Annotated in this window: 20 protein-coding genes; 16 read left to right on the top strand and 4 right to left on the bottom strand. The window is 51.2% G+C overall.

Annotated elements, in window-relative coordinates:
* The first annotated feature begins 15 nt into the window (after positions 1–15).
* Positions 16–489 carry a DUF523 domain-containing protein gene (locus tag QZT18_RS12260; RefSeq protein ID WP_294148291.1) on the top strand — a complete coding sequence of 158 codons (474 nt, stop codon included), beginning with the start codon at positions 16–18 and terminating at the stop codon, positions 487–489.
* Here QZT18_RS12260 and QZT18_RS12255 read toward each other — a convergent pair.
* Positions 486–767, bottom strand: coding sequence for a helix-turn-helix transcriptional regulator (locus tag QZT18_RS12255; protein ID WP_294148290.1), 282 nt, complete (start codon positions 765–767; stop codon positions 486–488). The two genes, QZT18_RS12260 and QZT18_RS12255, sit on opposite strands and share 4 nt — an antisense overlap.
* Before the next feature lie 830 nt (positions 768–1,597).
* On the opposite strand from QZT18_RS12255, the gene rbr reads away from it, so the two are divergent.
* The 4 genes from rbr (at position 1,598) to scpB (ending at position 4,713) form a co-directional block, all read left to right on the top strand.
* Complete coding sequence (gene rbr / locus QZT18_RS12250) at positions 1,598–2,209, top strand: rubrerythrin (protein WP_294148289.1); 612 nt, start codon at positions 1,598–1,600, stop codon at positions 2,207–2,209.
* A gap of 152 nt (positions 2,210–2,361) precedes the next feature.
* A complete protein-coding gene (locus tag QZT18_RS12245) occupies positions 2,362–3,243 on the top strand; it encodes a metallophosphoesterase (RefSeq protein ID WP_294148288.1) in 882 nt (293 codons plus the stop codon).
* A gap of 34 nt (positions 3,244–3,277) precedes the next feature.
* Complete coding sequence (locus QZT18_RS12240) at positions 3,278–4,081, top strand: ScpA family protein (RefSeq protein WP_294148287.1); 804 nt, start codon at positions 3,278–3,280, stop codon at positions 4,079–4,081.
* Positions 4,082–4,089: 8 nt separating this feature from the next.
* On the top strand, positions 4,090–4,713 hold the full coding sequence (gene scpB / locus QZT18_RS12235) for an SMC-Scp complex subunit ScpB (protein ID WP_294148286.1): 624 nt from the start codon (positions 4,090–4,092) through the stop codon (positions 4,711–4,713).
* Positions 4,714–5,547: 834 nt separating this feature from the next.
* On the opposite strand, the gene QZT18_RS12230 is transcribed toward scpB, so the two are convergent.
* Complete coding sequence (locus QZT18_RS12230) at positions 5,548–6,369, bottom strand: CPBP family intramembrane glutamic endopeptidase (RefSeq protein ID WP_294148285.1); 822 nt, start codon at positions 6,367–6,369, stop codon at positions 5,548–5,550.
* Positions 6,370–6,373: 4 nt separating this feature from the next.
* On the bottom strand, positions 6,374–7,282 hold the full coding sequence (locus QZT18_RS12225) for a helix-turn-helix domain-containing protein (protein ID WP_294148284.1): 909 nt from the start codon (positions 7,280–7,282) through the stop codon (positions 6,374–6,376).
* Positions 7,283–7,783: 501 nt separating this feature from the next.
* Between QZT18_RS12225 and nrdD the strand changes: the two genes are divergently transcribed.
* The 8 genes from nrdD (at position 7,784) to QZT18_RS12185 (ending at position 18,737) form a co-directional block, all read left to right on the top strand.
* Entirely contained in the window at positions 7,784–9,916 is a 2,133-nt protein-coding gene (gene nrdD / locus QZT18_RS12220) for an anaerobic ribonucleoside-triphosphate reductase (RefSeq protein ID WP_294148283.1), read from the top strand.
* An 85-nt stretch (positions 9,917–10,001) separates the two neighbouring features.
* Complete coding sequence (nrdG, locus tag QZT18_RS12215) at positions 10,002–10,493, top strand: anaerobic ribonucleoside-triphosphate reductase activating protein (protein ID WP_294148282.1); 492 nt, start codon at positions 10,002–10,004, stop codon at positions 10,491–10,493.
* A 339-nt stretch (positions 10,494–10,832) separates the two neighbouring features.
* Positions 10,833–12,014: a sodium/glutamate symporter gene (gene gltS / locus QZT18_RS12210; RefSeq protein WP_294148281.1), complete on the top strand. Its 1,182-nt coding sequence runs from the start codon at positions 10,833–10,835 to the stop codon at positions 12,012–12,014.
* Positions 12,015–12,317: 303 nt separating this feature from the next.
* Complete coding sequence (locus QZT18_RS12205) at positions 12,318–12,749, top strand: dUTP diphosphatase (RefSeq protein WP_294148280.1); 432 nt, start codon at positions 12,318–12,320, stop codon at positions 12,747–12,749.
* Positions 12,750–12,811: 62 nt separating this feature from the next.
* Positions 12,812–13,588 carry a lipopolysaccharide assembly protein LapB gene (locus QZT18_RS12200; RefSeq protein ID WP_294148279.1) on the top strand — a complete coding sequence of 259 codons (777 nt, stop codon included), beginning with the start codon at positions 12,812–12,814 and terminating at the stop codon, positions 13,586–13,588.
* Between the two features lie 13 nt (positions 13,589–13,601).
* Positions 13,602–14,858 (top strand): GTPase HflX, encoded by a 1,257-nt coding sequence (gene hflX / locus QZT18_RS12195; protein ID WP_294148278.1) that lies wholly within the window; start codon positions 13,602–13,604, stop codon positions 14,856–14,858.
* 217 nt (positions 14,859–15,075) lie between these two features.
* On the top strand, positions 15,076–17,466 hold the full coding sequence (locus QZT18_RS12190) for a ribonucleoside triphosphate reductase (RefSeq protein WP_294148277.1): 2,391 nt from the start codon (positions 15,076–15,078) through the stop codon (positions 17,464–17,466).
* Positions 17,467–17,873: 407 nt separating this feature from the next.
* On the top strand, positions 17,874–18,737 hold the full coding sequence (locus QZT18_RS12185; RefSeq protein ID WP_294148276.1) for a hypothetical protein: 864 nt from the start codon (positions 17,874–17,876) through the stop codon (positions 18,735–18,737).
* Positions 18,738–18,921: 184 nt separating this feature from the next.
* On the opposite strand, the gene QZT18_RS12180 is transcribed toward QZT18_RS12185, so the two are convergent.
* Entirely contained in the window at positions 18,922–20,298 is a 1,377-nt protein-coding gene (locus QZT18_RS12180) for a sodium:alanine symporter family protein (protein ID WP_294148275.1), read from the bottom strand.
* Between the two features lie 368 nt (positions 20,299–20,666).
* Between QZT18_RS12180 and QZT18_RS12175 the strand changes: the two genes are divergently transcribed.
* The 3 genes from QZT18_RS12175 (at position 20,667) to QZT18_RS12165 (ending at position 24,284) form a co-directional block, all read left to right on the top strand.
* Positions 20,667–21,593 carry a LysR family transcriptional regulator gene (locus QZT18_RS12175; protein ID WP_294148274.1) on the top strand — a complete coding sequence of 309 codons (927 nt, stop codon included), beginning with the start codon at positions 20,667–20,669 and terminating at the stop codon, positions 21,591–21,593.
* Between the two features lie 81 nt (positions 21,594–21,674).
* Positions 21,675–22,868, top strand: a complete 1,194-nt coding sequence (locus QZT18_RS12170) for a M20 family metallopeptidase (RefSeq protein ID WP_294148273.1) — start codon at positions 21,675–21,677, stop codon at positions 22,866–22,868.
* A gap of 12 nt (positions 22,869–22,880) precedes the next feature.
* Positions 22,881–24,284 (top strand): YfcC family protein, encoded by a 1,404-nt coding sequence (locus QZT18_RS12165; protein ID WP_294148272.1) that lies wholly within the window; start codon positions 22,881–22,883, stop codon positions 24,282–24,284.
* Positions 24,285–24,987: the final 703 nt, after the last annotated feature.

Raw genomic sequence — 24,987 nt, 5'->3', positions numbered from 1 at the left:
AGGAGAAGAGCCGATATGTGCAGGGATATAGGAAGAGAGCAGAGGGAAATGAGAATGGAAACGATTCTGGTAAGCGCCTGTCTGCTGGGAGAAAAATGCAAGTACAGCGGAGAGTCCAATTACTGCCAGGACGTAGTGGATTTTTTAAAGAGCACAGGAGCTGAGATTGTTCCCGTCTGCCCGGAGGTGCTGGGCGGACTTCCGACTCCCCGCACGCCTGCCGAGATCAGGGATGAGAGAGTAGTCACGGAGGATGGACGCGACGTGACCGCAGAATACTTAAAAGGCGCCGGAGAGACGCTTAAAATTGCACAGGAAAAAAACTGCCGGAGGGCAGTCCTTAAAGACAGGAGCCCATCCTGCGGCAGCGGTTTCATCTACGACGGGAACTTCGCAAAGAAATTAATCCCGGGTGACGGAATGACAGTCCGACTTTTGAAAGAAGCTGGGATCTGCGTTTGTGGAGAAGGCAGCCTGAAAAAATCCTAAAGCAGTTTCTGTTCGGAATTTTCCAGAGCCGTGAACGAGTCTCTGTCAGAAGATACTGGGGCCGGCTCACACAAGGTGTCATCCGGCATGTATTCAAATATATCTTCCACCCTGCAATCCAGAATGCTGCAGAGCGTCTCGATTGTATGGGTGGATACATACATATTCTTTTTCAGTCGTCCAATCTGTCCGGCGCTGAATCCATAGTACTTAATCAGACGGTATTGAGTTATCTTTTTTTCTTTCATGGTTTTCCACAATTTATCATAAGTAATCAAGGTATCTATACCTCCCACTACATTAAATACTGAACCGCTTTTGTTGCATATTATCCATAAATGGGTTATGTTCATCTTATGTGCTGGGAAAGGCGGGAAGCGGCGATCTGTCATCTTGGGAAAAATACAGTTTAAGGGGAGGGGATTTTGCAGGAAGGCGAACGCCGCCGGGACGGCTGGGGGCGGAATTTTTTCTCCCTCCTTCCCCACAGGCAGGTTATGACCGGGACTGAAGACGCCGAGGTTCGTCGCGCACCATTCCGGCCCGGCCTGCGGCTGCTGAATGGTTCTATTCCTCAAGGGGTGGGGTATTGTCGCAGCCACTATGCTTTTTTGGATGCGGGGAAACTGACTGCTGAGCTGCCTATTACGTAGTGGCTGCGACAATACCGTCCCCGCACTTGACGAAAGAGACAATCAGCCTCTGAAGATGACGGACGGGGCAGTACCCTTCGCTGAGTCTTCAGTCCCGTCGACAAACTGCCTGGGGAAGGAGGGAGAAAACTTTCCGAAGGGTGACCTTGGAATCCGCCGGTGCTTGCTGAGGTTCTTCACGAAGCTAGCACTCGCTGCGCATTCCACAAGCGGGAGCGAGTCCCCGTAGGAATTTTTTCTCCCGGATTCCCCCCACCACACCCTAAAAACCGGGACTGAAGACTCATACACAACCTCCCTCCACCCCGTCCGCCATCTTACACAGGCGTCCTCGCATCTCAACTAAATAAAAAGTCTGCTTGACGTTTTTTTAAATATAAGTGTATTATGATTGGTATACATTGCCTGTTTTCGGAGAAACTACTACCAACAAATGAAATAGGAGGAATAATTTGATGGACAGTGTTTTGAAAACAAGCGCTACTGCTAAAAATCTGATGCGTGCTTTTGCCGGTGAGAGCCAGGCGAGAAACCGCTATACGTTTGCCGCTTCTGTGGCTAAGAAGGAAGGACTTCCTGTCATTGAGAAGGTCTTTTTATATACGGCCGAGCAGGAGAAGGAGCATGCGGAGGTATTTTATAAGTTCTTAAAGGAAATGACGGGAGAGACCATCCATATTGACGGAGGATATCCGGTTGATATGTGTGAGAAGACCGTGGATCTTTTAAGAGCGGCGGAACACAATGAGTTTGAAGAATTCGACGTGGTATATAAAGATTTCGGCGATGTGGCCCTGGAAGAGGGATTTGACCGTATCGGCCATGTATTCCATATGATCGCGGATATCGAGAAAACCCATGGGGACCGGTTCGGCATTTTTGCCAATCTGCTTGAAAGCAGCAGACTCTTTGCTTCTGAGGAAGACACGGAGTGGATCTGCCTGAACTGCGGCTATATTTTCGAAGGAAAAATTGCTCCCAAGTACTGTCCGGTTTGTGAACATGAACAGGGATACTTTATACGCCTTGAGCAGGCTCCTTACGCCAACCTGCGTGAGAACTGCTAAGAGGTCTGATGCCTGCGCCGGCTGCGGCCGGAGCAGGCTGATTTTTGTATCATGAGATATATACTCGCGCGAAGATGTAATAGCCGCTGTGCGGCCGCGCCCGGCGCGGGAATCCGGAGCGCCGGATTTTATAAATGATTCAGGAGGATTTTATGATATATGCCTGTGTGGCGGCCCTGGCGGCCGTTGCCGGAGGACTGGTTCTGCGATCGGAATATGAAAAAAAACATTTTGTAACGGATCACTACCAGATTACTTCGGGGAAAATAAAAGGAAATAAACGGGAATTTGTATTCCTTTCCGATCTACATAATAATGAATTTGGTGAGAAAAACAGGAAATTGGTGGAGGAGATAGACAGAATCCGTCCGGATGCCGTGTTGATTGGCGGAGATATGATGGTTACGAGAGGGGCTGCCGATTTGCGGGTAACCCTGGAACTGGTGCGGGAACTGGCTGCGCGTTACCCCGTCTATTATGCCAATGGAAATCATGAGGAGCGGATGAGGCGGGAGAGGACGGTCTACGGCGATCTCTACGACCGGTTCACAAGGGAGCTGGCCGAGGCGGGAGCCGTTTATCTCTCCGATCAAAGCGCGGACTTTGGTGAGGATATCCGTATCACCGGATGTAATATGGAGGAACAATATTACCGCCACCGTTTTACGATCCCGGCACTGCCGGAAAAGGAACTGGAGCGTCATGCAGGGAAGGCGGATCCGGCCAGGTTCCAGGTTCTTATGCTGCATTCACCGCTGTTTTTTAAGAGCTGCAGACGGTGGGGAGCCGATTTGACCCTGTCCGGCCATTTCCATGGGGGGACCATCCGCCTGCCGTTTCTGGGCGGCGTGATGACCCCGCAATATCAGTTCTTTCTGCCATGGTGCGCCGGCCGGTTCGACAGCGAAGGAAAGACGATGTTAGTCAGCCGCGGGCTGGGGACCCATTCCATCAATATCAGGCTGAACGACAGGCCGCAGCTCATCCGGATCACCCTGAAACCGGAGGGGGTTGCCATGAAAAATCATCTTTGATATACTATCAGGGAAAGGACGGAACGAAAACCAGATGGGAATTTCCTACAAGCTTGAGAATTTTGAAGGTCCGCTGGATCTTCTTCTCCATTTAATAGAAAAGAATAAAGTCAGCATCTATGATATCCCGATTGTGTTGATTACGCAGCAGTATCTGGATTACGTCAGCCGGATGGAAAAGACGGATTTGGACATTGTCAGCGAATTCCTTGTGATGGCAGCTACCCTGATCGATATCAAGTCGAGGATGCTTCTGCCTGCCCAGGACGAGGAGGAAGAGGACGAGGAGGATCCGAGAGCCGAGCTGGTACGCCGGCTGTTGGAGTATAAGACATATAAATACATGGCCCAGGAGCTGGAGGAGCGGGAACAGGACGCGGAGCGTCTTCTGTTTAAGGATCCGACGATTCCAAAGGAGGTTTTGAAGTATGAGCCGCCCGTGGATTTAGACAGCCTGCTGGACGGGCTGACGCTGGCCAAACTTCAGAGCATTTTTGACTCGGTGATGAAGCGCAAGGAGGACAAGATCGATCCGGTGAGAAGTAACTTCGGCACAATCCGCAAGGAGCCGGTGAGCCTGGAACAGAAAATCGGTTCGGTCATGCAGTATGCGAGAAAACACAGAACCTTCAGTTTCCGCCAGATTCTTGAGAAGCAGACGGGCCGCCTGGAAGTGGTGGTCACGTTCCTGGCCGTGCTTGAACTGATGAAGATGGGGAAAATATGCCTGACCCAGGAAGCATTATTTGACGATATGTACATAGAAACCCTGGAACCGGAAGGAGAGACGGGAGAGCTCGATCTGGAAGGTCTGGAGGACTTTGAAGAACAGGAATGAGATAACAGATGGAACAGGAAAATATGGTATTTTCGGAAGACGAGGCGATTGTGGAAGCCGTTCTTTTCACAATGGGCAAATCCGTGGAAGTGCGCCAAATAGCCGCGGCCCTCGGCCGTGACGCAGAGGCGGCAAAGGATGCGGTGATGCGCCTGAGAGAGCGGTACGAGAAGGAGCAGAGGGGAATGCAGATCATAGAGCTGGAAGACAGCTACCAGATGTGCACCAGGGCCAGATACTACGAGAACCTGATACAGGTGGCCTCCGCCCCGAAGAAGCAGGTCCTGACGGATGTGGTGCTGGAGACGCTTTCCATCATTGCCTATAAGCAGCCGATCACAAAGCTGGAGATAGAAAAAATCAGGGGTGTCAAATCCGATCACGCCGTCAACCGCCTGATTGAGTACAACCTGGTATACGAAGTAGGCCGCCTGGATGCCCCGGGCCGCCCTGCCCTTTTTGCCACAACGGAGGAATTCCTGCGCCGCTTCGGCGTCGGATCGACGGAGGAACTGCCGGAAATCAATCCGCGGCAGGTGGATGAATTCAGGCTGGAGGTGGAAGAAGAAATCGGGCGGAGAAATGAGGACGCAGTCGGGACGGACGGCGGACGGGATGGTGAGGGGGAGTAAGTGAGTCTTCAGTCCCGGGCGGAGTTTGATGGCGATGCGGGGATTCCGGAAGAAAGAAATCTCCTGCGGGAACCGCTCGCGCTTATGGAGTGCATAGCGGTCACTAGGGCGCCTGAAGGACGCCGCCCAAGTGCCGATGGACTCCAACGTTCCCTTCGGAGATTTTTTCTTCCTCCATCCCCACCGGGAAGACTATGACCGGGACTGAAGACGCGAAGGTGATCGCCTTCACCTATCCGCCCCGCCCATGTCCCGCCAACTGTCCTGTTTCTGGGGGTTGGGGGAATTCAATTTCCCTGCTATTTCCATACGAAAACTGACCAATGCCAAATATATATTTTTTTCCGCATTTTCACCACTATATCGAATCTAACGCGTACCATTCAGAAATTTCCAGATTACCCCGCAATCTTTTCGACAAACCAATCTATCCACTCTATCCACTCCATCCATACCCCATCAGCCCCAAAAGAAATTATCCGGATGAATCTAGAGCCATCGATCTCCTCCTACGCCCCCTCTTGACAGCTGAGACAATCAGCCGACGGAACGGATGGCGGGCGGGGCCGATCCCTTCGCTGTCTTCAGTCCAAGCGACAGCATAACAGGGGGGAAGGAGGGAGAGCAACTTCCGCAGGGGACGTTGGAGTCCATCGGCACTTGGGCGGCGTATCTCAGGCGCCCTAGTGACCGTTATGCACTCCACCAGCGGGAGCGGGTCCCCGTAGGAATTTGTTCTCCCGGATTCCCCGGATGCGACTGCCTGCCGGGACTGAAGACTCACCAACCCAACCTAATCCTCCGCCCCGTCCGCCATCCGTTCCGTCGGCGTCCTCATTCTTCAATCAACCTCCCCACATGTCTTTTCTCAAAGAACATATCCTTCTGCGTCATCACGATGATCACGGCCGCAATTGTGATAAAGATTGTCTGCACGCATTTTGTCTCGGGCGTCATCGCAATTTTCTCCTGAAAGAAGTTGACGAATAAATGGAAGATGATGCAGGCCAGCATACTGCGGCTGTTTTTCACATAGACCCAGGTCGTGATAAATCCCAGCGGAATGACGCTGACAAGGAAGTTGAGCACAAATCCGGGACCGGCCTGCATAAGGCCCGCCTGATAGGTTCCCGGGATGAAAAAGAGCGGGATGTGCCAGCAGGACCATATGAACCCAAACCAGATGGACTCCGTGAACCAACTGAAATACTGGGCGATGGAGTCTTCCCCGTAACCGCGCCAGCCCACTTCCTCGATGACCGAGGCGGCCAGGATGGTAATCAGGGCCGAGCTTCCTTTAACCGAGAAGGAAAATCCTTCGGTGAATGAAAACTGGCCGAGCGACTGGCCGAACAGGGTGGAAGTGAGGATGGAGAGCGCCACGATAATGCCGAACAGGCTGGCGGCGGCCATAATGCTGAGCGGATGGATTCGGTAAAATCCGGCCAGCTTCCGGTAAAAGTCGGCTTTCAGGCTCCGGCTCTTTGAGAACATGACCGTCAGCACGGCCGTTACGGCCGGAACGCAGAGCCCCAGAAACATGAGAAAGAGGGCGGTGCCGTTATCCTTTATAAATATTGCGGCAATCCAGAATGCCCATGTGAAGGCGAAGACCCGCAGGTAAAACCGGAATGGGTGGTAGGTGTAGGGCGTCATGCGGTTACTCCTTTCCCGAGACACGGGCAGCGGTGGAGATGATCAGTTCGCTTTTTACACCGTTGAGCTCGATGACATTTTCACATGTTTTTGCGGCATCACCCTTTAAGGAGAAGTCCTCCGCCGGTTTTCCGCCTGCTTCATATAAGATACTGTTGGCGATGCCCCGTTTGACCGCCAGGAACGGGATGTCTGCGGGCAGACAGAGCCTGGAAGTGGCGGAGATCTGGTTGATGTCCAGTCTGCCGCTCAAATTCTCACAGTGGATCTGCATATCCTCATTGCTGTTAAGTTCGATATGGCCGGTTGCGGAATGCAGGCGGACGCAGGACGTTTTTCCTGAAAATTCCACGTTGTCGGCGTCGAGGGACTCGACGGAGAGGGACTGTGTATTGCCGGCTAGCTCGATTCTGCGGGTATATTGGAGCGGAAAACGGATCATTACATACAGCGCGGCCTTGGACTGTGTTTCGGAGATGCCGTCCAGCCGGTGGATATCAATGTCCAGCTTCTGTTTGACATCGTCTATTTTCACTTTGAACCGGCTCTCAAGATCGGTTATCTGGTCGGAGGCCAGCCTGACCTCCAGCTTTTCGCCCTCATATCCGATGAGAGTCACCTGCTTTGCCCCCATAAAAGTAATGTCATAACTTTTGTCACAGTCGATATCATATTTTGTGACGCTGTCGAAGAGAAAATCCTGCTCCGGCGATGCGGTGGTCTCATTCCCGATCAGCTCGTCGATTGAAATCTGAAATAAGGAAGAGATGGAGCGGAGATTCTCAATATCCGGCACACCGGCCCCGGTTTCCCATTTTGTGACGGCCTGCCTGGATACGTTCAGCTTTTCAGCAAGCTGCTCCTGAGATAATTTGGCCTGCTTCCGCAGATTTTTAATTTTTTCTGATAACATATGTGTTTCCTCCTGTGGATTTGGTGTCAGTAACAATTTGGCGTTTCGATAACGGACTGCCGAGCCGTTAATGATGACTCCAGAATAGCAACGAACGGTGTGCAAGCCAAGCAACAGGGGCTTACAAACGGGCTGCTTTCTGCTACTTTCCGTAGCAAAAGGCCCTTTTGGCCCCAAAACAGGCCGAATATTGGTATTTTACCATATTTAGACGCGGAGGGGCAGAACAAATCATATCCTGTGACGGACCAGGGGAAAAGTTGTCCGCATGAGCCGGGGAGCATGGCATTTGCTCGAATTTTGTATAAAAATGTGGAAATGGAGCTTGACGCATTGCGGCTGGGATGATAGGATAAGTACCGTGATTTTTTTTGATGAATACAGGATATAGAAACAGTAATGAGAATGATAACGATATGTAGATAAATCGGAATGCTCCGCAGAGAAGAATGTCCGGACGAAAAGGATGAGGCGGGAATTTTAGGAAAACAGGAGGACGGAATGAAAAATTCGGAGATAAAAGTTATTAAAAAGGATGGGACAAGGGAAGATTTTAATGTCCAGAAGGTCGTGGTGGCCGTCAATAAATCGGCGGAGCGCGCCATGGTTCACTTCACGCAGGAAGAAATTGCGTTCATCTGCCGTTTTGTGCAGGATAAGGTGGAGGAACTGAATGAGAACCGGATCCCGATTTTCCAGATGCATAACCTGGTGGAGGGAGCGCTGGAGCGGGTGAACCCGGCGGTGGCCAAGAGCTACCGCGATTACCGCAACTACAAACAGGATTTCGTGCAGATGCTGGATGACGTATATAAGAAAAGCCAGTCCATCATGTATATCGGAGATAAGGAAAACAGCAACACCGACAGCGCCCTGGTGTCCACCAAGCGGAGCCTGATTTTTAATGAGCTGAATAAATCGCTTTACCAGAAATTCTTTATGACGGTGGAGGAGCTTCAGGCCTGCCGCGACGGATATCTCTATATCCACGACATGTCGGCCCGCCGCGATACGATGAACTGCTGTCTGTTCGATGTAAAGAGCGTCCTGTCGGGCGGTTTTGAGATGGGAAATCTCTGGTACAATGAGCCGAAGACCCTGGATGTGGCCTTTGACGTCATCGGAGACATCGTGCTCAGCGCGGCCAGCCAGCAGTACGGAGGATTTACCGTTCCGAGCGTGGAGGAAATCCTGGCTCCGTATGCGGAAAAATCCTATGGAAAATACCTGGAGAAATATATGCTTCTGGGACTTGATAAAGAAAAGGCGGAGGAAGTGGCCGTTTCCGATATCAAGCGTGACATGGAACAGGGATTCCAGGGATGGGAATACAAGTTCAATTCCGTCTCCTCCAGCCGCGGGGACTATCCCTTCATTACAATGACGGCAGGCACGGGGAAAAGCCGTTTTGCAAAGCTGGCGACCATCACAATGCTGGAAGTGAGGAAAAGGGGAGAGGGGAAGGAAGGCTGCAAGAAGCCGGTCCTGTTCCCGAAAATTGTTTTCCTCTATGATGAAAAGCTCCATGGGCCGGGCTGCGAGCTGGAAGATGTGTTTGAAGCGGGAATCAGATGTTCCGCCAGGACGATGTATCCGGACTGGCTTTCACTGACCGGCGAGGGATATATTGCCGGAATGTATAAAAAGTATGGAAAGATCATTTCCCCGATGGGCTGCCGTGCATTCTTATCGCCCTGGTATGAGAGGGGCGGCATGATTCCGGCCGACGAAAAGGACGAACCGGTCTTTGTGGGCCGTTTTAATATCGGCGTAGTCAGCCTCCATCTTCCGATGATTCTCGCCAGGGCAAGGCAGGAGAGCCGGGATTTCTATGAAGTGCTGGACTATTATCTGGACCTGATCCGGAAGATTCATATCCGTACCTATGCATACCTGGGAGAGATGCGCGCATCCACCAATCCCCTGGCCTACTGTGAGGGAGGATTTTACGGCGGCCATCTTGGACTTCACGACAAGATTAAGCCGCTGCTCAAGACGGCGACGGCATCCTTTGGAATTACCGCATTCAACGAGCTTCAGCAGCTCTACAACGGAAAATCCCTGGTGGAGGACGGCCGTTTTGCCCTTGAAGTCCTTGAGCACATCAACGGGAAGGTGGAAGAGTTCAAGAAAGAGGACGGAAACCTTTACGCCATCTACGCGACGCCGGCGGAGAACCTCTGCGGACTCCAGGTGAAGCAGTTCCGTAAGAAATACGGAATTATCGAGAATGTATCCGACCGCGAATACGTCAGCAACGGTTTCCACTGCCACGTGACGGAGGAGATTTCCCCGATTCAGAAGCAGGATCTGGAATACAGGTTCTGGGAGCTGTCCAACGGAGGTAAGATCCAGTATGTGAAATACCCCATCGACTATAACCTGGAAGCCGTCAGAACCCTGGTACGGCGCGCCATGGAGATGGGACTTTACGAGGGTGTGAACCTGTCCCTTTCCTACTGTGACGACTGCGGCCATCAGGAACTCGACATGGACGTCTGCCCGGCCTGCGGCAGCAGCAACCTGACGAAGATAGACAGGATGAACGGGTACTTAAGCTATTCCCGCGTCAAGGGTGATACACGGTTAAACGAGGCAAAAATGGCCGAGATAGCCGAGCGAAAGTCCATGTAGAGCGGAGAAAACAGATCCGGGAAAACAAAATCGGGAAAACAGACCCGGGAAATATAGAACGGACAAAACAGATCGGAGTTAAGAAATGCGTTATCACAATATTACAAAAGACGATATGCTCAACGGAGACGGCTTAAGGGTCGTTCTCTGGGCGGCAGGCTGCAGCCATGGCTGTAAGGGCTGCCACAACCCCGTAACCTGGGACGCGGAAGGGGGAATTCCCTTTGATGAGGCGGCATGGCGGGAGATAGCGGAGGAACTGGGCAAACAATATATTTCCGGCATCACGTTCAGCGGCGGCGATCCGCTTTATATTAAGAACAGGGAGGACACCGAAGCGCTGATCAGGAGGGTCAGGGCGGAATTTCCGGATAAAACCGTGTGGCTGTATACGGGATTTACCTGGGAGGAGATAAAAGAGCTGCCGTTGCTCGGACTGGTTGACGTCCTGGTTGACGGCCGGTTTGTGGAGGAGCTTAAGGACAGCACGCTGAAGTGGAAGGGCAGTTCCAACCAGCGGGTGATCGATGTGAAAAAGAGCCTGGACGCGGACAGGCCGGTTCTTCATGCTGAATGACGGGAGTCTTGAATCAGGGCGGTAAAACCCCTTAAGCCTCCGTTAAGAAACCTTATAAACCAATGCGGCGGGAGCTTTAAAGCAGGCCCGGCAGATCTTAAAACAGGATCTGCCGGGCCTGCTTTTTGTTGAGTGGCAATGAAAAGTTCGTGAAGGGCGCTTTTTGTTGAAAAACAGGGATTTGTAAAGCGAAGTTAAGATATTGCTAAACAAATATTTGATTTACTAGCTGTTGCCTTATCGATTCCTTAACAGAAGACTACTGTAACATTCTGTTACTTTCTGTAGTGACGGGTGAAAAATGATTACACAAAACAAAAGTGAGAAGGAGGAGTTAGTATGATGGTAATTGAGCTTGATATGTATCAGGCCTGTGCGCTGGGGGCACTCGTCTATTGTTTGGGAAGGTTTATGGTAAAGAAACTGGGGTTTCTCAGTAAGTACTGTATTCCGGCACCGGTAGCAGGAGGTATCGTCTTCGCATTAGCACATCTGGCGCTTTACGGGGCGGGAGTCCTGGAATTCTCATTTGATACTACAGTTCAAACGATTCTTATGACCGTGTTCTTCTGTAGCGTAGGTTTTACAGCCTGTTTCAGGCTTTTGAAAAAAGGCGGCCTGCAGGTGTTTATATTCCTTGCATTGTCGGTAGGTATGTGTATTATCCAGGACGCGGTGGGAAGCGGACTGGCGGCGGCATTTGGACTTAACCCGCTTTTAGGCCTCTGTATGGGTTCCATGCCTCTGGTAGGCGGCCACGGAACATCGGGTTCCTTCGGACCTCTTCTCGAACAGACATACGGAGTATCGGGAGCTCTTACCGTTGCCCTGGCGGCAGCTACATACGGCCTTGTTTCAGGAAGTATGATGGGCGGGCCGATTGCAAGAGCACGTGTTGAAAAAATGGGACTTAAATCTACTGCCAAGGCAGAAGGAAATGCAGATGACGAGATCGGTTCCCCGATCGACGGACAGAAATTTACCAATGCAGCGGCATTTCTTGCAGTTGCCATCGGTATCGGAACTTTAATTTTCGCTTTCTTTAAAAATATCGGCCTCACAATGCCTGCATATATCGGCGCAATGCTCTGTGCCGCAGCAATCCGTAACATCTGGGACGTAAAGAACTCGGAACTTCCGATGGAAGAAATCGACGCGCTGGGCGGTCTTTCCCTGAACCTTTATCTGGCGATGGCGATGATGAACCTGAAGCTGTGGCAGCTTGCCGCACTGGCGCTTCCGATGATTGTCATCCTGCTTGTACAGACCGTGGTAATGTTCCTTTACGCCAACTACGCAGTATTTAACATCATGGGCCGTGACTATGAAGCGGCAGCCATGACGACGGCATTCTGCGGATTCGGTATGGGCGCCACACCGAACGCAATGGCAAACATGAGAGCTTTACAGGAAAAATACGGCCCGGCGCCGAGAGCATTCTTCATCGTGCCGCTGGTAGGAAGCCTGTTTGTAGACTTCTTTAACTCGATGGTGCTTACGACCTTCATGAATATTTTGTAAGATTCGGGGTAACTATGAAGGTACTGAATAATTACGATTCGGGTAAAACACCCTTATCCCTGATATTATTTGTTTACGTTGGGAACTGCCCCATCCAGGCTCCGGTCTGGATGGGGCAGTTTTCCGCGTTGAGTGGCAATGGCAAGTACCGTGGGGCCGGATACGGTGTGAACGGCAATAAGTTGCTTTACCGCAGGCCAAAAGGATGTTATAATCTTACTGCACTGCAAAGCAGGAGGCGCGGCGGCCATGGCGTTAGACGGCGGGCAGCCCTTACTTTACACAGACAGAGGAGACAGACAAATGAGAATCAAAATCAAATATTTTACCGACAAAATAGAAAAACTCAATTATATTGCAGGGAAATCCGACTGGATTGATCTGAGAGCCGCAGCGGATGTCGAACTGAAACAGGGAGAATTTGCCCTGATTCCCCTTGGTGTGGCGATGGAACTTCCGAACGGATATGAGGCGCATGTGGTTCCGAGAAGCAGCACATTTAAAAACTTTGGAATCATCCAGACAAACCATATGGGCGTCATTGACGAGACTTACTGCGGCGATAACGATCAGTGGTTCTTCCCGGCTTATGCCCTCAGGGATACAAAGATTAACACCGGCGACCGGATTTGCCAGTTCCGCATCATGGAGCACCAGCCGGCAATCGAATTCGAGGAGGCGCAGGCTCTCGGCCACGAGGACAGAGGCGGCCACGGAAGCACCGGAAAGAACTGATTGAAAAAAGTCTGATTGGAAAAGGACTCGGGAATCATTCGGAGAATACGAGGTATGGACTAATGAGAAAAGAAACGTCAATTGTCCTTGCGGCGCTTACCGCGTCGGCGCTCATGCTGGGCGGATGCGGGGAGCCGAAAGCGGCAAAAGAGGCGAGGCTTAAAGGAATCGAACAGGTGAAAAGCGGCGATTACGCGTCGGCGGTGGAATCCTTTGAGCTGGCCCTCAAAGAAGCGGACGGAGTTGTAAATGCCTTCGAACTGGATATACTGAAATACAGGGGCGAAGCGGAATTTATGCTGGAAGACTACACGGCGGCTGCGCATACGTACGCAGTTCTGGCGGATGTGGATGAGAAGGAGCCGGAGTATCTGTATTACAAGGCGGCGTCCGAAGCCATGTCCGGGGATCCGGATACGGCGGCCGAGACGTATGCGAAGGCAAAAGAGGCGGTAAAGAGCGAGGAAAAGACGGCGGCCGGAGCCGGGATTGCAGTGTCCTCGATTGCGGATGCCTACAGGACGGCGGGGAATTACGATAAGGCGGTGGAATTTTGTGAAGCGGCCATAAACAGCGGAATTTCCGGCCCCGGGATTTACAACCAGATGGGCCTCTGCATGATGGCGGCCGAGCGCTTTGACGAGGCGATTTCCTATTTTGAACAGGGGATTGCGATGGGCGGTTCCGAAGAGAGCCGTCAGATGATGTACAACGTAGGCGCAGTTTATGAGACGAGAGGCGATTTTGCAAAGGCGCTTGAGACCTTCAGAAGCTATGTGGCGGAGTATGGTTCCACGCCTGAGCTGGAGAAAGAGATTACATTTCTGGAGAGCCGTTAGAGGCGGGAGGAATATGGCAGAACTGATTGATTTAAAAGAGCTTGAGGAGCGTGTGATCCTGATTGCGGTCAGCACCTCCGATGATGATGATACAAAAGAGTCCCTGGACGAACTGGAAGAACTGGCCGATACGGCCGGCGCGGTGACGGTGGATAAGATTATCCAGAACAGGGAGAGCGTTCATCCAGGCACGTACCTCGGCAAGGGAAAGATCGAGGAAGTGCGGGAGCGGGTATGGGAGCTTGGCGCCACAGGCGTAATCTGTGATGACGAGCTTTCACCGGCACAGCTTCGCAACCTGGAGAATGCGCTGGATACGAAGGTAATGGACCGGACGATGGTCATCCTGGATATTTTTGCGGCCCACGCCGTTACAAGCGAGGGAAAGATACAGGTGGAGCTGGCGCAGCTCAAGTACCGGGCGGCCCGCCTTGTGGGTCTGCGCAACTCCCTTTCACGTCTGGGAGGCGGAATCGGAACAAGGGGACCCGGCGAGAAAAAACTGGAGGTGGACCGCCGTCTGATCCACGATCGGATTGGACAATTGAAAGCGGAGCTTGAGGAAGTCAAGCGCCACCGGGAGGTTTCCAGAAAACAGCGCGACCGGAACTACACGTTGTCGGCGGCGATTGTGGGATATACCAACGCCGGTAAATCCACGCTGCTTAATAAACTGACGGGAGCCGGAATCCTGGCGGAGGACAAACTGTTCGCCACCCTCGATCCCACCACAAGGGGGATGGAACTGCCCAGCGGGCAGCAGATTCTGCTGACCGATACGGTTGGGTTTATCAGAAAACTTCCCCACCATCTGATTGAGGCGTTTCGGAGCACCCTGGAGGAGGCCAGATACAGCGATATCATCCTTCACGTGGTAGACTGTTCCAACCCTCAGATGGACACTCAGATCCACATCGTCTATGAGACGCTGAGGAAACTTGAGATCACGGATAAGACCGTGGTCACGGTATTTAACAAAATCGACCGGCTGGAGCACGAAGTGATTCTTAAGGATCTGCAGTCCGACTACCAGGTGAGGGTTTCCGCCAAAACGGGCGGAGGGCTTAATGAGCTGACGGAGATTCTGGAGACCATTCTGCGGAGCCGGAAAATCTTCCTGGAAAAACTGTATCCTTATAAAGATGCGGGAAAGATTCAGACCATCCGAAGGTACGGCCAGCTCCTTTCGGAAGAGTACCGGGATGACGGGATTATGGTGACGGCATACGTGCCGACCGAATTATATTCCGGTCTGATGACGGACGGATGATGATAGAAAGAAAAAAACAGCGGTAAAAACATCGGACGGAATCACCCGTTGCTTCACTGTTATCAATATTCAACGTTAATTTCACGAGTTTTTGACAAAACAAGACACAATATCTGGTATCTTTAAAAAAAACAAACCAGATATTGTGTTTTATTATGCCATCTGCTATAATTGGAGACGAACCCTCTTTGGGTGCAGGATGAAAGGAGTAGGGAAAATGATCAGCGTTATAAAGCGTGACGGAGAAGTGGCGGAATTTAATCTGGGAAAGATTACGAACGCAATTAAGAAGGCCTTTAAGGCGACGAAGAATGACTATAATCAGGAGATTCTGGAACTGTTATCCCTGAGAGTTACAGCCGATTTCCAGTCCAAGATGTCGGAAGGGAAAATCAGCGTGGAAGAGGTGCAGGACAGCGTGGAGCATGTGCTGGAACAGACAGGCTACACGGAAGTTGCCAAGGCGTACATTTTATATAGAAAACAGAGAGAGAAAATCCGTAACATGAAAGCGACCATCCTGGATTACAAGGATGTGGTCAACAACTATGTTAAGGTGGAGGACTGGCGCGTTAAGGAGAACTCCACGGTCACCTATTCGGTGGGCGGACTCATTTTAAGCAACTCCGGAGCGGTAACGGCAAACTACTGGCTCTCCGAGGTTTATGATCATGAGATCGCCGAGGCTCACAGGAATGCGGACATCCATCTGCACGATCTGTCGATGCTGACAGGCTACTGCGCAGGCTGGTCTTTAAAACAGCTTCTGATGGAAGGACTGGGCGGAATCCCGGGTAAGATTACCTCCTCACCGGCCAAGCATCTCTCCGTACTGTGCAACCAGATGGTCAACTTCCTCGGAATCATGCAGAACGAGTGGGCGGGAGCTCAGGCATTTTCCTCTTTTGATACATACCTTGCGCCCTTTGTAAAAGTTGATAATTTATCATACGATGCCGTAAAGAAATGCATTGAATCCTTTATCTACGGCGTAAATACGCCGAGCCGCTGGGGAACCCAGGCTCCATTCTCCAATATCACCCTGGACTGGACCGTCCCGGACGATATGGCCGAGATGAATGCCATTGTCGGCGGCAGAGAGATGGATTTTAAATATAAAGACTGTAAGACGGAGATGGATCTGATTAACAAGGCCTTTGTCGAGACGATGATCGAGGGGGACGCCAACGGACGCGGATTCCAGTATCCAATCCCGACCTACTCCATCACAAAGGATTTCGACTGGTCCGATACGGAGAACAACCGCCTCCTGTTTGAGATGACATCCAAATACGGAACGCCGTATTTTTCCAACTATATCAACAGCGATATGCAGCCGAGCGACGTCAGGAGCATGTGCTGCCGGTTAAGACTGGATCTGCGCGAGCTGCGCAAGAAGACGGGCGGATTCTTCGGCTCCGGCGAGAGTACCGGTTCCGTGGGCGTTGTGACGATCAACATGCCGAGAATCGCTTACCTGGCGATGAACGAGGAGGATTTCTACAGACGCCTCGACCACATGATGGATATTTCCGCACGCTCGTTACATATCAAGAGGGAGGTTATCACAAAGCTTCTGGATAACGGCCTCTATCCGTATACAAAACGCTATCTGGGAACCTTTGCCAACCATTTTTCCACCATCGGCCTTCTGGGCATGAACGAGGCGGGACTCAATGCGAGATGGCTGCGCAAGGATATGACCCATGAGGAGACACAGGAGTTTACCAAGAACGTGCTGAACCACATGAGGGAACGCCTCTCCGACTACCAGGAAATGTACGGCGATCTCTACAATCTGGAGGCGACTCCGGCGGAATCCACTTCCTACCGTCTGGCAAAGCACGACAGGAAGCATTTCCCGGATATCATCGCCGCAGGCCAGCCTGGCGAGACGCCGTATTATACTAACAGCTCCCATCTTCCGGTGGGTTATACGGCCGATATTTTTGACGCCCTGGACGTCCAGGATGAGATTCAGACGCTTTATACCTCGGGCACGGTGTTCCATGCGTTCCTGGGAGAGAAGCTGCCCGACTGGAGATCGGCGGCCAAGCTGGTGCGCACGATAGCCGAGAATTACAAGCTGCCGTATTACACCCTGTCACCGACTTACTCCATCTGCCAGGAGCACGGTTATCTGATCGGCGAACACTTTACCTGCCCTGTCTGTGGAAAGAAAGCGGAGGTATACAGCCGTATCACCGGATATTACCGTCCGGTGCAGAACTGGAATGAGGGTAAGACGCAGGAGTATAAGGACAGGACGTCTTACGACATGACGCGTTCCGTACTGAAGAACGGAAAGAAATTGATCCTGGAACCGCAGGAGAACGGGAACAGGGGACAGGAAACGGCAGAGCCGGGGAATGGAGCCGGTGAGGGTATCTACCTCTTTACGACAAAGACATGCCCTAACTGTAAAATTGCCAAAGAGTTCCTGAAAGACAGGGAATACGAGGTGGTGGACGCCGAGGAAAACCCGGAGATGTCCGACCGTTTCGGCATCATGCAGGCCCCTACCCTTGTCCAGGTCGGAAAAGACGGAGAGATTAAAAAATACGTCAACGCCTCCAATATCAGAAAGTTTGTGGAAGAGAACAGGTAATGACGGCCGATCAGCCGCTGTTGTGAAAGAGAACGAATGATCAGTGCCCGTTAACCATCAACTGCCCGCACATGCCCGGAATCCGGTTCCGGCATGGCGGGCGGTTTTTATGTCCGAAGCCCATGGCCCCCATGATATAAAAAGCCGCCGTGATTGTAATAAAACTTTAAACGAAAGGTAACACATCGTTTTTCCACCTCTGATATAATGAGACTGTAAATCTGGTGGATATTGGAAGTTTGGGATAGAACCTACAGGCTAAGGACAGAACTACAGGCTAAGGACAGAACTACAGGCTAAAGACAGAGTTACAGTCTTAGGACAGAACTACAGTCTTAGGACAAAACTACAGGCTGAAGACAGAAACACAGGCTGCGGCAGTAAAGATAGAAGAGGAGGAGACGATTATGAAAAGAACCATGGTGAGGCGGTGTCTGGGCGCGGCCCTGATCGCGGGCATGACGTTTTTATACGGATGCGGCGGGTCCCAGGCCGGAGCGGCGGATAAGACGGCAGGAATCTCTCAAAGCGGGTCTGCGGGAGGGATTGAACAGACTGACGCGGCGGGAGAGAGCGGGCCGGGAAATGAAAATGCAAATGATGCGCCCGATTATTCCGCGGGCGGAACACGATATGAAATCCTGGAGGTAAAGGATACCTATATTCTGGTCATAGATCCGGAAAAAGAGTATGGTCTTTATACGGCAGGCTACGGTCCGCTTCTGGAGGATGAAAAAGGCGGAAAGATAGAGATTTCCGATTTAAAGCAGGGCATGATTGTGGAACTGTTCTGGAATGGAATGGTTCAGGAAACTTACCCGGCGCAGTTTACTTTTGATAAGCTGAGACTCACCGGGGAAACGGGCAGCAGGGAATTCGCGCTCTATGCCGGGATCATGAAGGAACTGGCGGAGAAAGATTCGGGGCTTAACGAGGGGATTTCAGAGAGTTATTTTGACTTTACAGGAGTTACTTCCCTGACTGCGGGCGAGAAGGAGGGCCTTGCCTATCTGTCGGGAGGCTATTACGGAGTCTGGGGAAGGCAGGCAACGGCAGAAGAACTGACCGCGGAAGGACTTATGGACCGGGAAAAAGGAATTGAGAACGGAATCCTTATCACTCTGCAGGAACTTTCAGCAAAGGGGAACAAAGTGAAATGCAATGCCACGAAGTACAGAAGCGGTACGGGAGCCTACTACCTGAACGACATAACGGCCCAATATTCGGACGGAGAGTGGACTTATAAGATTGGTTCCGAAGCGATAAGCTGACGGACTTCGCAGAAACATTTAAGGACGAAAGAAAATAAAGCGTAATAAGAAATAGAAATGAGCAGAAAAAAGGGTTACCCATCCGGCCGGGCCGTGGGTAATCCTTTTTCTGCTCTCAGCAGCGGAATGTCTGTGAAAGCGCCATTTCACTGCCGGTCGTAAAATTCCTTCCGTATCTGGGATTCTACCGCTTTTTGGAAGCGGCCTGCGGATAGAATTTCGGATTGGAGAAGTAGTCCTTTGTCTGCTTTCTCACCTGAGGGAACAGGACAATTAATGCGATCATGTTGGGGATGATGACGAGTCCCATCGCCAAATCCTGGATGGTCCACACTAGGCTGATTTTCTGGATGGCGCCGATGATGCAGAGGAACGGATAAATATATTTGATCTTTCCGGTCACCTTTGGGCCGAAAGCGTAGTTAAAGCTTTTGGCGGCATTGAACCACTGGCCCATCAGCGTGGTAAAGCAGAATACCAGGAGGGCAAATGCACCCAGGTGCTTGAGCGGCGCCCATACGGTGCCGAATGCGGTGAGAGCCATTACGGTGGCGTTCATACCGTCGGTTTTATAGACACCCGTTACGCCGACCACCAGCGCGGTAATGGTACAGATGATGATTGTATCCAGAAACACCTCGGTCACGCCGGTGATACCCTCTTCACAGGGATGTTCGACAATGGAGGAGCCGTGGGCAAATGGAGCGGTTCCCTCGCCTGCCTCATTGGAATACATGCCGCGGGTGATGCCGTACTGCATGGCTTTTGCCATGATGAAACCTCCGGTTCCCCCGGCAACGGCCTTCATCGAGAACGCCTCGGTGAAAATTTCGGCAAACACGGCCGGAACCTGGTTGATATTTAACAGGATGACCAGAATGCCGATTATAATATAGAAGACGGACATGGTGGGCACGAGGGAGGTGGCGATATCGGCCACTCGTTTCAGCCCGCCCAGGGTGATGCACATTAAAAGCGCAATCAGCAGAACGCCCACAAGCCAGGTCGGTACACCGTACTGGGTGCTTAAAATGCCGGAGATGGTGTTGGACTGCACCAGATTGGCTCCCATCATCTTCAGACACATGAGAACGGCGATGACAACGCCCAGCCAGGGCATTTTCAGGCCGTCACGGATGTAGTACATGGGGCCGCTGAGCAGGTTACCGTCACTGTCACGCCCTCTGTAGAGCTGGGAAAGGACGATCTCTCCATATTTTAATGCCATGCCCCAGAATGCGGCGAACCACATCCAGAATACGGCGCCCATGCCGCCGGTCACGATTGCGGTGGCGACGCCGACTACATTGCCGCCCCCCACGTTACCGGCCAGGGTTACCATCATGGCCTTGAAGGTGGAAATGGAGCCGCTGCCCTTGTCCACGTTTCGGGATTTAAATGAGTCGATCAGTGTTTTTTTCATGATAAATCGGAAGTGGCGGAGCTGGACAAAGCCGTTGGCAAAGGTGTAGAGAACGCCCAGCGCAAGAAGAACATAGACGAGCCAGTTCCCCCAGAGTATTGAATTGATTTTTGTCAGTATTGATTCCAGTTGTTCCATAGAATCTCCCCCTTATCGAATATGATTTGCAGCAAAATTTGCAGCCCGTCTATCATATCATGACAGGGAAAGCCTTTCAACGGAAAATTTGAGCTTCGGAGGCGGTGAAATCCGTAAAATTTGACGGCTTACTCCGCACACAGGAAGCGTAAGAGAGCGGTTAATCCCTTTTTTGGAATAAAATGAAATATATATTTAAAAAATAAATATAAAATTAAAAATATATAAGTTTTATAAAATTATATTCTGTGATAAAATAGTACTGCTTTAACAATTCGATACTTTTTAGTTGCAAAATGTTATCCATCATATCCCTGGGGCATCCACACGGTATCCGCACGGGAGTAGAGCAGGAAAGGAAGTTTACGATGAACCTGAAAGAACAGACTTACGTTTGTGTGCTGGCGGAATGCGGCAACATCACCAAGGCGGCGGACAGGCTGTATATATCCCAGCCGGCCCTCAGTATCTATATCAATAATCTGGAAAAACTACTGGGCACAAAGCTGTTTGAGCGGGCCGGTAAGCGGTTTGTCCTGACCTATGCAGGCGAACTCTATGTGGAAAAGGCGAGAAAGATGCTGGAGCTCAAGAAGGAATTCGACGAGGCGCTGGCAGGTCTGATGAATAATAAAAGAGGAAAAATACGCGTCGGGGTGCAGCTGCGCCGTGAGACGTGGCTCCTTCCTCCGGTCCTCTACCGGTTTGCAAGTGAATATCCGGGCATTGAAGTGGTGATCCGGGAAGGCAACATGTGGGAGTTGAGCCAGATGCTGGAGCGGTATGAACTGGATCTCGTTCTGATGAATTCCGCCGCCATCCGAAAGGATATGGAGTATCAGGTGCTCTTTGAGGAGGAGCTGCTGATTGCGGTGCCGCAGATTCATCCCCTGAATGAGAAGGCGGTCTATGTGGAAGGATCCCGCTACAGAAACCTGGACCTCAACTGGCTGGAAGGGGAAAACCTGATTCTGCAGCACCCGAACCAGAGTATCCGTGCCGATGTGGATGCCGCCCTGAAGGATGCGGGCGTGCACCCGGGAAAAATCCAGGTGATCCGGAATATTGAGACGGCCATTCAGATGACGGCCGAGGGCCTGGGAATCAGTTTCAACAGGGAAAGCTATGCCGGTAATATGAAATACAGAAAAAAGGTCAATTACTACACAATGGGCGAATCCCCCAGAAAGACCGCCTTTGTGGCCGGATACCGGCAGGGAATGTACGTGCCGGAATATATGCAGCATTTTATAAAGTTAATCAGTGAACAGGGAAAGGAATATATATTTTCCTAATACAAATTATAAAAACTATAAATTATACAAATACCTCCTGAATCGATATACTGAGTGTATCAGATTGAAGGAGGTATTTTTATGGTAATGGAAAAAGAGAAAATGTACCGGTACATAGATACAATCGCACCTCAGATGGCAGCTATGTCCGATGATATTTTCGACCATCCTGAACTGGGGCTGAACGAACATCATGCCTTTGGGCTGCTGACCGGGTGGCTGGAAAAAGAGGGGTTTTCGGTGGAACGCCGGGTAGCGGGAGTGGAGACTGCATTCAGGGCAATTTACCGCCATGGAAACGGCGGCCCGAACATCGGCCTTCTGTGTGAGTATGACGCTCTCCCCGAAATCGGCCATGCCTGCGGGCACCAGCTCCAGGGACCGTCGATTCTGGCGGCTGCGGCTGCGCTTAAGAATGCTGATACAGAGGAGAACTATACGGTAACCGTGTATGGAACTCCGGCGGAAGAGAGTGTCAGCGGTAAAATTATGATGGTGAAGAACGGCTGCACATTTGAAGAACTGGATGTGGCCCTGATGATGCATGGAAGCGGCGCAACCCAGGTGGATGTGAAAAGCCTGGCGCTTTCCAAGTTCAAAATCATTTTCCATGGAGTCAGCGCCCATGCGGCCGTGAAACCCGAGAAGGGGAGAAGCGCCCTGGACGGACTTATCATGGCATGCCAGGGAGTGGAATTCCTCCGGGAACACGTTGCGGATGATGTGAAAATGCACTATACCATTGTAAACTGCGGAGGTACTCCCGCCAATATCGTTCCGGCGACCGCGGAGGCCAGCTTTTATGTCCGTTCCTACAGCCGTACCTACCTTGACACGGTGATTGAACGTTTTAAGAAAGTGCTTCAGGGTGCGGCGATGATGACGGAAACGGAAGTGGAAATCATTGAAGAAAAGGGAATCGACAGCAAGATTCCGTGTCTGGCCTTAAATGATATCCTGATGGCAAACGCGTCCCTGGCAGAGGCGCCGAGAATCAGGCCTGCAAGAGAAAAAACAGGCTCCACCGATTTCGGCAACATCATGCACCGCGTACCGGGTTCCTGTATCAGGGTGGCATTCGTAAAAGAGGATGCGGCATCCCATTCACAGGACTATGTCGATGCGGGAAAGAGCAGCGAAGCCCATGAGGCAATTATTTACGGAGCAAAGATTCTGGCCGGTTCGGCACTGGATCTTGTGATGCAGCCGGAGCTTCTTGAATCGGTGAAAAAAGAATTTGCCGAGAGACTGGCTGATGAGATGAAAATGAATTAAGGGGGAACGAAAGTGAGCGAGAAGACGAAAAAAGAATTTAAGATGCCGCATACCTTTGTCATCATTGGTGTGATTATCCTGGCGGCAGTTGTCCTGACCTGGATTATTCCGGCGGGAGCGTATGTAAGGGTGGAGAACGCCGAGGGAATCAAGGTAATCGATCCGTCCCAGTTCAGCTACATTGACAGGACGCCGGTGAACCCGTTTTTAATACCGCTTTTTATTGTAAAAGCATTTATCAGTAAGATTGATCTGATGCTGGTGATTCTCTTTGCCGGCGGTGCATTCCACATGGTGACGGAGACAGGCGCTCTTCATGCCATCGTTGCAAAACTGGCCAAGAGATTTTCGGGTAAATTATATATTTTCATCCCGATCCTGACTCTTGTATTTGCCCTGATCTGTACGACACAGGGGGTAAACCTCTTTATTGCCTTTGCTCCAATCATGGTTATGCTGGCAATGGCGATGGGACTTGACTCCATCACGGGAGCCGCCATCATCCTGTTAGGCGGAGCCGTTGGATTCTCCACAGGCCCGTTAAACATCAACACGACTATCGTGGCGCAGAAGATTGCGGAACTGCCTCTTTACTCAGGCGTTGCCTACCGCTTTGTCTGTTTTGCGGTTTTCTATGTGGTAACCAATATTTACCTGATCCGCTATGCAATGAAAGTGCATAAAAATCCGAAACTGAGCCCGATGTACGACCTGGATCAGACAAGCGAGTTCAAGGAGAATGCGGATCTTGAAACATTCGGAACCATGGATTTAAGAAAAGTCCTGATTATGATTGCGTTCTTTGCCTCCCTGATCGCCATTGTTTACGGCGGAATTAAGATGGACTGGGACATGGAAGAAACTGCGGCAATATTCCTGGGACTGGCTGTTGTCGAAGGCGCGATTGCGGGCTTCGGACCGTCTAAGATTTCAAAAGATTTCCTGGCAGGATGTAAGAAGATGCTGGGAGCCGCATTCATTATCGGTATGGCAAGCGCCATCTCAAGCATTATGAAATCGGGCAACATCATCGACACCGTTGTACATGCCCTGGCAGGCGGCCTGAACGTCGTTCCGGCCATGCTCCAGGCTCCGGCCATGCTGATTGCCAACACGGTAATCAACGTATTCCTGACATCAGGCAGCGGCCAGGCGGCTGCAGTTATGCCGATTATGACTCCGCTTGCGGATCTGCTGGGAATTACAAGGCAGACGGCGGTACTCGCATTCAACTTCGGAGACGGATTCTGTAACTACGTGCTTCCTACCTCCACAGCTCTTATGGGAATCATCAGCGCTGCCAATATTCCTTATGACAGATGGATGAAATTCATGTGGAAACTGTTCCTGATCTGGATGGCAACGGGAACTGTGATGCTGATTATTGCACAGGCTATTCACTTTGGACCAATGTGATATAGATTGGGAGAGTGAGAACGCCGCCGGTGACGGCCGGGGGGCGGGATGGTGAGAGGGAGTGTATGAGTCTTCAGTCCCGGGGATGGGTATGGAGAGGGGAATCCGGGAGAAAAAATTCCTACGGGGACCCGCTCCCGCTTGTGAAGCGCGCATCAGATGCTAAGCTCGATAAGACCTCGCTAAGCACTGGCGGGCTTCAATGTCTCCTTCGGAAAGTTTTCTCCCTTCTTCCCAGGGCAGTCTGTCGGCGGGACTGAAGACGCGATGGTTTTCGCCATCCCGAACCCCGGCCTGCGGCGGCTGATTTGTTCTGTTTCTTTCAGGGGGAGACGTATTGTTGAGGGCACTACGTTTTCCCGGATGCTTAGGGAATGACGCCTGGCCGGGATTGGAGAGGTTTGGTAGAGATTTGGCTGTTGGTTTCTGTACCTGAGTTTAGAAGCAGGTTCAAATTATGTACTGAAATCTGCTTTGGATAGAATACAGATTTAGATTTAGTGTTGGATTCTGTTATAGAGTTAGAATCGGCTTTCGGTTTTGCCTTGATTCAGCTTTAGAATTAGAATCCGGCACTATTTTTTGTCCTGAGAATCCGGCAGAATGTAAAAGCACCGTAACCGCGTAGTGGCTGGGACAATACCGTTTCCCCCACTTGACGAAAGAGACAATCAGCCCCTGAAGCCGGCGGACGGGGCAATCA

Source organism: uncultured Clostridium sp., assembly GCF_900547735.1.
Lineage (GTDB): Bacteria > Bacillota > Clostridia > Lachnospirales > Lachnospiraceae > Otoolea.
This window is presented reverse-complemented; position numbering and strand designations above follow the sequence as displayed.